This window comes from Cupriavidus sp. 05T313 (assembly GCF_056396665.1).
In genome coordinates, this window is record NZ_JBFTLX010000393.1 from 1 (window position 1) to 8,149 (window position 8,149).

Consider the following 8,149-nt stretch of genomic DNA (forward strand, 5'->3'; position numbering starts at 1 on the left):
GAGGCGATCAGGCCCCAGAACAGCGCGGGGTTGCTGGTCATGACCTGCGGGCCCGGCTGGATGTTGTGGATGGTCATCGCACCCACCATCAGCGCCATCACCGCGTTGGGCGGAATGCCCAGCGTCAGCAGCGGGATGAAGGAGGTCTGCGCGGCGGCGTTATTGGCCGATTCCGGACCTGCCACGCCTTCGATGGCGCCCTTGCCGAATTCATGCGCGTACTTCGAGGTCTTCTTTTCCAGCGAGTAGGCCGCGAACGAAGCCAGTGCAGCACCGCCGCCCGGCAGGATGCCCAGCGCCGAACCCAGCATCGTGCCGCGCAGAACCGCGGGCGCCATGCGCTTGAAGTCTTCCTTGGTCGGCCACAGGTTGGTCACGCGGTCGGTGAAGGTCTCGCGGTCTTCCTTCTGCTCCAGGTTGGCGACGATTTCAGCGAAGCCGAACATACCCATGGCAAGCGCGACGAAGTCGATACCGTCAGTCAGTTCCGGAATGTCGAAGGAGAAACGCGCGGCACCCGAGTTCACGTCGGTACCGATCAGACCCAGCAGCAGGCCCAGCACGATCATCGCAACCGCCTTGGGCAGCGAACCCGAAGCCAGCACCACGGCACCGATCAGGCCCAGCACCATCAGCGAGAAGTACTCGGCGGGACCGAACTTGAACGCCAGTTCCGACAGCGGCGTAGCGAACGCAGCCAGGATCAGGGTTGCCACGCAGCCGGCAAAGAACGAGCCCAGGCCCGAGGTTGCCAGCGCTACCCCTGCCCGTCCCCGCCGTGCCATCTGGTAGCCATCGATGGTGGTCACCACCGACGACGATTCACCCGGCAGGTTGACCAGGATGGCGGTGGTGGAGCCACCGTACTGCGCGCCGTAGTAAATACCGGCCAGCATGATCAGCGCGRCCACCGGCGGCAGTGTGTAGGTCACCGGCAGCAGCATGGCGATGGTGGCCAGAGGCCCCAGGCCCGGCAGCACGCCGATCAGGGTACCCAGCACGCAGCCCAGGAAGGCGTATGCCAGGTTTTGCAGCGACAGCGCCGTGGAGAATCCCAAGGCAAGATGGTCAATCAATTCCATATGGCCGACTCCTTAACCAGTAATGAAAGCAGGCCACACCGGCATCTGCAGGTTGATGCCGTACACGAAGGCGCCCATGCTGATCAGCACCAGCACGATGGCRTTCAGGATCGCGCCCTTCCAGCTGAACTCATGGCTGGCCATCGACGACACCAGCACCAGCACGAACACCGACAGCACCATGCCGAGCGGCTTGAGCAGCAGGCCGAACAGCACCACCGAACCCAGGATCCACAACAGGGTCTTCAGGTCCCAGCGGGCGAGCTGATCCTTCTCCCCCTTGCTCGATAGCGAACCGATCAGAACAAAGGCACCGAGTATGGCGAGTACCAGACCGAGCAGAAACGGAAAATATCCGGGGCCCATCTTGGCGGCTGATCCCATGGAATAGCCGCGAGCGACGAAGGAAAAGCCCAGTCCGACCAGAATGAACATCAGGCCGGAGGCAAAGTCCTTTTGGCTGCGTATGCGCAAAACGATTCTCCTCAAAGTACATAGAAGCAGTGCCCTCCACACACAGGCTCTTGCATGCGAAGGCGGTTCGATCGGCAGGGAAGATGCTGTCCCTGCAGGTTGGCTCGAACATTAGAGAGGCGATCTTTCAGCTTGCTTTCATTTGTCTTGGTTTAGGGGTATTCACCGATACGCACTGAAATTCCCTGAAAAAATATGCATCACACCGTGATGTATTAACGAAAGACGCATGAAAGGGAACTGAAGGGAAAGCGAAGGGAAACTGAAGGCGAACTGAAAGGGAAGGAAGCCCGGAGGGCACCAGGAACCGCGAGATCGGATAGGCGCCTGGCACGAACACGCGAGCGCCGGCTGCCGGCAGAGGGCACCGAGCGCGAGGCATTCAACGTGGAACACGCGGCAAGAAAACACGGACGGCATGCATCCGCTTTGACCACGGCAAGCACGGTGCCATAAACAACTTTCGATTGCCTTTCATGCCGCCGCGCGTGGCAGCCGCAGCATCCGGGGCGGACTCTGCGATAATGTCAGAGCACGAACATGACAAAACGTATTGATCCATGAGCCATCCCCCCTCGCGCCGCCCGCCTAGCCCGCCCCCCCTCCCCGCCATGACTGCCGCGGCGCACGGCGTGCCCCGTCCCGGCGAGGGCAAACGCGGCGAAAGCGGCTACCTCGGCTATCTGCTGCGCCAGGCCGGCGCCGCCAACCGGCTGCGCATGGAGCGCGCACTGGGGGACCTCGGCGTCACCTCTCCGCAATTCGTGGTGCTGACCATGCTGGGCGCTTATCCCGGCTTGTCCAATGCCGATCTCGCCAGGCTCGCCTTGCTGACACCGCAGACCGTCAGCGTGATCGTGGCCAACCTGGAAAAGGCCGGATCGATCCGGCGCCAGCCCCATCCGGTGCACGGCCGGATCCAGAACATTGTGCTGACGCCGGCCGGCGCCGCGCTGCTGGCCACGTGCCGCGAGCGCGCCCTGCAGAATGAAGCGCAGTTGCGCGCCGGCCTCACGGAGCAGGAGGAGCAGGTGGTGCGGCGCTGGCTGGCCGGGCTGGCAAGGGGAAATGAAAGTGAAAGCGGCCCCGCTGAACACGGGGCCGTCCTGGAGTGATGCAATGCGGCGTGCCGGACGCCGCCAACCGGTGCGTTCAGTCAGCGCCCTGCTTCGACACCTCGCGCGGTTCGCCTGCCATCGCCGCCTCGCCGGTGCTGCCGGCGCCAGCGGTGGACAGGGCCTCCTCGCACGGCGTGCCCATGCTGGTGTCGGGTGCCTGGGGCGCGAACTCCGGCTCCGGCGCCGGGCTGGGTGCCGCCGGCAGGATATGGCTCGCGCGCCAGTTGCCGAAACGGTAGTACGCGACCGCCAGCGTCACCGAGACGATCGAGCCCAGCGGAAAGCTCCACCAGATCGCATCGGCGCCGATGGTGCGCTCGAGTACCCAGGCAAACGGCAAGCGCACCACCCACATCGACAGGAAGAGAATCACCAGCGGTGCCATCACCGCGCCAGTGGCGCGCACGGTGCCGAACAGCACGATGGTGAAGCCGAACAGGATGAAGGACCAAAGCACGATGGCGTTGATATGTTGCGCAATGCCGATTGCGGTGCCGTCATCGGGCAGGAAGAGGCCGAGCGAATGGCGGTTGAACAGGTAGATCAGGCCAACCAGCGCGCCCGTCATCAACAGGTTGAACAACAGCCCTACCCGCGTGATGCGGGTCACGCGATCCCACAAGCCGGCGCCTACGTTCTGCGCCACCATCGACGACACGCTCGCGCCCACGGCCAGCGCCGGCATCTGCACATAGGTCCATAGCTGCGAGGCCACGCCATACGCTGCAGTGGTCTGCGAGCCGTAGCGATTGACCAGCGACATCATCACGATCGCGGACGACGAGATCACCACCATCTGCAAACCCATCGGCAGGCCCTTGGCCACCAGCGCGCGCAAGATGCCGGTATCGGGCCGCAGGTAGGCCAGCTGATGCCGGCGCAGCGCGAGGAAGTGGCGGCGGCGGTAGAGCACCGCCAGCATTGCGGCCAGGCTCACCAGTTGCGCGATCAGCGTGGACAGCGCCGATCCCGCGATGCCGAGTTCGGGAAACGGGCCGATGCCGAAGATCAGCAGCGGATTGAGCAGCACGTCCAGCCCTACCGACAACACCATGAAATAGAACGGCGTGCGCGAATCTCCCGCGCCGCGCAGCGTCATCATCACGAAGTTGTAGAAGTACATGAAGGGCAGCGCCAGGAAGATGATGCGCAGGTAGCTGATGGCCAGCGCCCTGGCATCGGCCGGCGTATCCATGGCGGCAAGGATGTCTGGCGTGAAGGCATAGCCGAGCACCGCGGCAATTACCGACAGCAGGACAAAGAAGGTGGTGCTGGTGCCCACCACGCGGCGCGCTTCGCCCAGGTCGCGCGCGCCCACGGCTTGCCCGATCATGATGGTGTTGGCCATGCTGATGCCAAACACCACGCCCAGCAGGAAGAACAGGATGATGTTGGCATTGGAGGTGGCGGTCAGCGCCGCCTCGCCGAGAAAATGCCCGACCCACACCGAATTGATCGAGGCATTGAGCGACTGCAGGATATTGCTGCCCAGCACCGGTAGCGAGAACAGCAGCAAAGTGCGACCGATCGGGCCCGTGGTCAGCTGGGCTTTGGATTTTGTTGGCATGTTCGAGTTTGTCTCGTGTTCTTATTGCGCCCGACACGCATTCGTGTCATCAGGTGACAGGAGCAATATCAATCGGAATGCCCCGTGCGCGCCACTATCTCATACCTTCCTGACAGCCTTTGTCGGCAGGTGTCGTCAGACAGAAAGCCAATTGTAAACAGTCGCCGTCACAGCCGTCACGCAATGCGTGACGTGGCCCAGGCGCCTCGTTCATTCGAGAGGAGCAGGCGCCTCCAGCCACATTAGGCATTTTTGTTGTTTCTCCCAGAAAATCAAAAAAATTCATGGATATCAATGGCAATGCACTGACAGGTGCTCAGCTGGAACAATTCCTGGACCGTCTCGAAGCTGATCTCGAAGAAGGAAATTCAACGGAAGCGGCTGATTTGCTGGCGAGATTGCGCGCCAGGCCTTTGCGGGCGGATTCACTGGAATCCATTGACCGGCTGCACACGCTGTGGATGCGGGCGGGCGATTCCGCGGCTGCACAGGCCGTGGTCAACGACGACGGCGCCGCCGTACTGGCACTCGCGCAGCGCGAGGCCCGGGCCGGGCTGCGCATGCACCTGGCGCTCTATCGCCTCCAGATTGCCAACTACCTCGACGAGGAAGAGCCCACCCGGCAAGCCCTCGGAGAGATGCGTGCCATCGTTGCCGAGATGCCGGACCTTGATGCGAACCGGTACCGGCAGCTTCGGGTATTCGATAGCCTGGAGCGGCGCAGCCTGGACATCGCGCTGGAAACGGTTGAACTACGCAATGCACTGGACGGCGCCATCGCGCAGCGGGCTGCTTTCCGCGCGTGGGACCATGCCGACTACCAGCGGCGGCGTGCGTGGGCGCTGTCGCGTCATGGCAGCGACGACGAGGCGCGCGCAGCGGCCGGTGCGGCAATCCTGGCGCTGCAGACGGCGGCTGCGGATCAGGACGTCGACGAAGACGACTGGCTGCGCCTGGGCGGCGCCCTGATCGCGATCGCGCCCGAACGCCTGGCTGCCTTCCAGCAGGCGGTAACGGCGCTGACGGCGGACCGCGCCTTGCCGCAGCGCCGTGAGCTGGAAGTCCGGCTGGCCCGGCTCGCCGCGCGCGCCTTGCACGCGCAAGGCGATTTGCCGGGCGCGCTGGACGCTTGCTCCGCCGCGCGCCATGGCCTGTCCTCGGACGGCAGCGATGACTTCATCGAATACGAACTGCCGTGGCTGATCGAAGCCCGGCGCGTTGAAGAGGCCGGCCGCCGGGCCTTCTTTCACATTTACCAGCTGGAAGCCGAGATGTGGGACGGCGCCGCGCGGCTGGTTCACGCGCGTCTGGCCGACGCGGACGACGACTCCGTCTGGTGGCCATTGTGCGCCATGCGGGCCTGCAATACCGCCGAGACGCTGGAGCGTTTCATCTCTGTGGCGCAAGAGGACGGACAGGATCTGCCGACGCTCTCCCCGGTTCATGAGGCGCTCTTTGGCGCCGTTGGGGAAGTAAATGGTGCGCAGGCCATGCAGGTAGTGTTCGCAGCCGCGCGCGCGCTGGCCGAGCAGCGTTCGCCTCGCCATCCGTGGATCACGCGACTGGCGGCCGTGCACGATGCCGGCGCAGGCCGCATCGATGCCACCACGCAAGCGGCGCTGTTGTATGCGGCGGCGCAGGAAGGCGGCATGGACGACAACCGTACCGCATACGCCCTGTTCCATGCGCGAGTGCAATCGCTCGGGCTGCCCCAGACGCTGAAGTTGCCGCATCCTTCCCTGCCGAGCGGGCTGTGGGGCTACAACTTCGGGGTCACGATCGGGAGCTACCTGGAGGAACACCTGGACAGCGTTCCCGCGGAACTGCGCAACGAGACGTACCGCGATTTCATCAAGTTGCAGACTGCCGCCTACGAGCAAGGGCAGGCGTGCATGGAGCGCTATTTCGCGAGCGGCGGCGGGCATCCGTACGACGCCTGCGCGCACCTCTACTCCATGATGTGCAATAACCTGGCCATCATCTATCGCTACGACGAGCGGCGCTATGAGGATGCCGTCGACCTGCATATGCGGGGCATCGCGGCCAGCCCGTTTGCCGAACACTATGCCGGCCTGCTGAGTGTGCGGATCGCGATGAAGGATGCCGAAGGGATCGTGAGCGCGGCCGAGCAGCTCTGGCACTACGCCGCCGAGCATGGCTACAGCCGGCATGACCCCAACGACTATCTGGGCGAGGTGTCCCAGGCTCTGTACAAACTCGATCGCGACCGCGAGATTCCGATCTGGCTGGAGCGCCTGGTGAAATGGCAGCGGGAAGAAGGCCTGGACGATGACAACTTGTCCACCGATGCGTTGGGCGTGCACCTGCAGATGGCATTCAACCTGGCGCATAGCTGCCCGGAAGAAGCGTCGGTATTGTGGAGCCGCATCGCGCGCCAGGTGGAAGCCTGTCCGGTGTCCTGGATGGTATGCCTGGGGGCCGACACGCTCCACGGGCTGCATCGCCGGGCCGAGGCCGCCGCGCTCTACGAGCGCGCCCTCGCACTCAATCCGCGCAGCAACGAATACGAATGCGATGATGCCAGCGCGATTGAGGAAAAGCTGGCGCTCTATCGGACCGAAGCCAAAGCCCCTGCCAAAAGCTGGTGGCAAGTCTGGAAATGAGTGCGGCAAGGCGGACCTCCGGCTACGCGCCGCGCAACGCGCTCAATGCCGGCGCGCTGAAGTCGGGGATCGCCGCGCGCAGCCAGGCGCGAGGCGACGAAGCGACCGTGCGCGCCTGGCTGCTTAACCACTTCTATCGCCATCTCGTCGCCAACTTCGAGCCGGCGACAAACATCGGTTCGCTTGCCGATGCGCGGCAGATACTGAAATCCGAGGCCGTACCGGAATGGATTGTTGCCCGCTTTGCCGCCTCCGCCAAGGCGGGCAGCAGCGAAGCGGCAACGCCGCTAGCACCCGTGGTCTGGGTCGATCCTGCCGATACGCGCCTGCTGGCACTGGAAGCGCGGCTAGTCGAATTCCTGACGTCGCGCCAAGGCACCGCCCTGGAAGGCAAGCTGGACCGCATCAACTGCCCGCAAGCGCTGGCGCTGTGGGACAAGGAACATGCCGAGATGGCAACGCGCATCGAGCGTGGCTGGCGCCAGAGCCAGCCCGAGGCGCTGCGCACCCTGCTGGCGACGCCGAATGGCGTGTTCGTGGAGTTCCTGCCGGACAGTGCGCTGCTGCGCTCGGAAATGGCGTTTGAAAGCTATGTCATGCGGCACTGCCTCGGGCAGTTTGCCGACCGGCGCGCGCTGGCCGGGGGCTACGGCGAGCGGTATGCCGGCGCGGTGGCGCAAAAGCAGCTGCGCCTGGTGAGCTTCCGTGATGCCGGCGGACATCCGCATATCACGATCGGCGTGAGTATCCAGGCCAATGGCGCGCTCCGCGTGGACCAGGTCAAGGGAAAGCAGAACCGGCCGCCGATCGAACGCTACATCGAAGACGTGCTGGCCTGCCTGAACGCGCTGGGCACCGACGAGGAAACACCGGCCGATTGCATCGCAATCGGCGTGGTACGCACGCCAGCCGGCTGGGAGCGCATCGAAGACGTGACCGACGCCGCAACGCAGACCCGACTGGTCGGCAGGTATCCGCAACTCTTCGTCAGGCTCAGCTCGCCAACGCCGATGGTGGAATGGCTGGTCGCCGCGCGCGAGCCGGGCCTGCTGTCGGCGCGTTCGCCGCGTGCGCCATCGGTCGGTTATGCCACCAGGCCTATGCCGGCACGAAACGCAGAAACGGGAAATCCGCATGGCGGCGGGGAAGCTGTCGCCACCGAAGGGGTGCCGTGGCCGGAACTATCGCTATCGCGGGCAGCGGAAATACTGGCCTTGCAATCCAGATCGTAACGGAGCGCCGAACCTGATGATCTTCTACATCCTTCTCGGGGGACTCGTACTT

The 8,149-nt window shown here is 64.2% G+C and carries 6 protein-coding genes; 3 read left to right on the forward strand and 3 right to left on the reverse strand.

The annotated features are described in order from the left end of the window. Together AC1DKD_RS39505 and AC1DKD_RS39510 are read right to left on the reverse strand one after the other, a co-directional pair. Positions 1-1,082 (reverse strand): tripartite tricarboxylate transporter permease (locus AC1DKD_RS39505; protein ID WP_477144588.1); only part of this gene is annotated, 1,082 nt, incomplete at its 3' end. Positions 1,083-1,094: 12 nt separating this feature from the next. Then, positions 1,095-1,556 carry a tripartite tricarboxylate transporter TctB family protein gene (locus tag AC1DKD_RS39510; protein WP_045236286.1) on the reverse strand — a complete coding sequence of 154 codons (462 nt, stop codon included), beginning with the start codon at positions 1,554-1,556 and terminating at the stop codon, positions 1,095-1,097. Positions 1,557-2,167: 611 nt separating this feature from the next. On the opposite strand from AC1DKD_RS39510, the gene AC1DKD_RS39515 reads away from it, so the two are divergent. Beyond that, entirely contained in the window at positions 2,168-2,671 is a 504-nt protein-coding gene (locus tag AC1DKD_RS39515; RefSeq protein ID WP_441629463.1) for a MarR family winged helix-turn-helix transcriptional regulator, read from the forward strand. Positions 2,672-2,708: 37 nt separating this feature from the next. On the opposite strand, the gene AC1DKD_RS39520 is transcribed toward AC1DKD_RS39515, so the two are convergent. Continuing rightward, positions 2,709-4,241 (reverse strand): MATE family efflux transporter, encoded by a 1,533-nt coding sequence (locus AC1DKD_RS39520; RefSeq protein ID WP_441629458.1) that lies wholly within the window; start codon positions 4,239-4,241, stop codon positions 2,709-2,711. 284 nt (positions 4,242-4,525) lie between these two features. Between AC1DKD_RS39520 and AC1DKD_RS39525 the strand changes: the two genes are divergently transcribed. Together AC1DKD_RS39525 and AC1DKD_RS39530 are read left to right on the forward strand one after the other, a co-directional pair. Continuing rightward, complete coding sequence (locus AC1DKD_RS39525) at positions 4,526-6,865, forward strand: hypothetical protein (protein WP_441629457.1); 2,340 nt, start codon at positions 4,526-4,528, stop codon at positions 6,863-6,865. Then, entirely contained in the window at positions 6,862-8,097 is a 1,236-nt protein-coding gene (locus AC1DKD_RS39530; protein ID WP_477144589.1) for a hypothetical protein, read from the forward strand. Before AC1DKD_RS39525 ends, AC1DKD_RS39530 begins: the two co-directional genes overlap by 4 nt. Positions 8,098-8,149 lie beyond the last annotated feature (52 nt).

What these genes read in the sequence shown, in the direction of transcription:
- AC1DKD_RS39525 (WP_441629457.1), top strand. Translation starts at nt 4,526, where the DNA reads ATGGATATCAATGGCAATGCACTGACAGGTGCTCAGCTGGAACAATTC.
- AC1DKD_RS39520 (WP_441629458.1), bottom strand. Translation starts at nt 4,241, where the DNA reads ATGCCAACAAAATCCAAAGCCCAGCTGACCACGGGCCCGATCGGTCGC.
- AC1DKD_RS39530 (WP_477144589.1), top strand. Translation starts at nt 6,862, where the DNA reads ATGAGTGCGGCAAGGCGGACCTCCGGCTACGCGCCGCGCAACGCGCTC.
- AC1DKD_RS39515 (WP_441629463.1), top strand. Translation starts at nt 2,168, where the DNA reads ATGACTGCCGCGGCGCACGGCGTGCCCCGTCCCGGCGAGGGCAAACGC.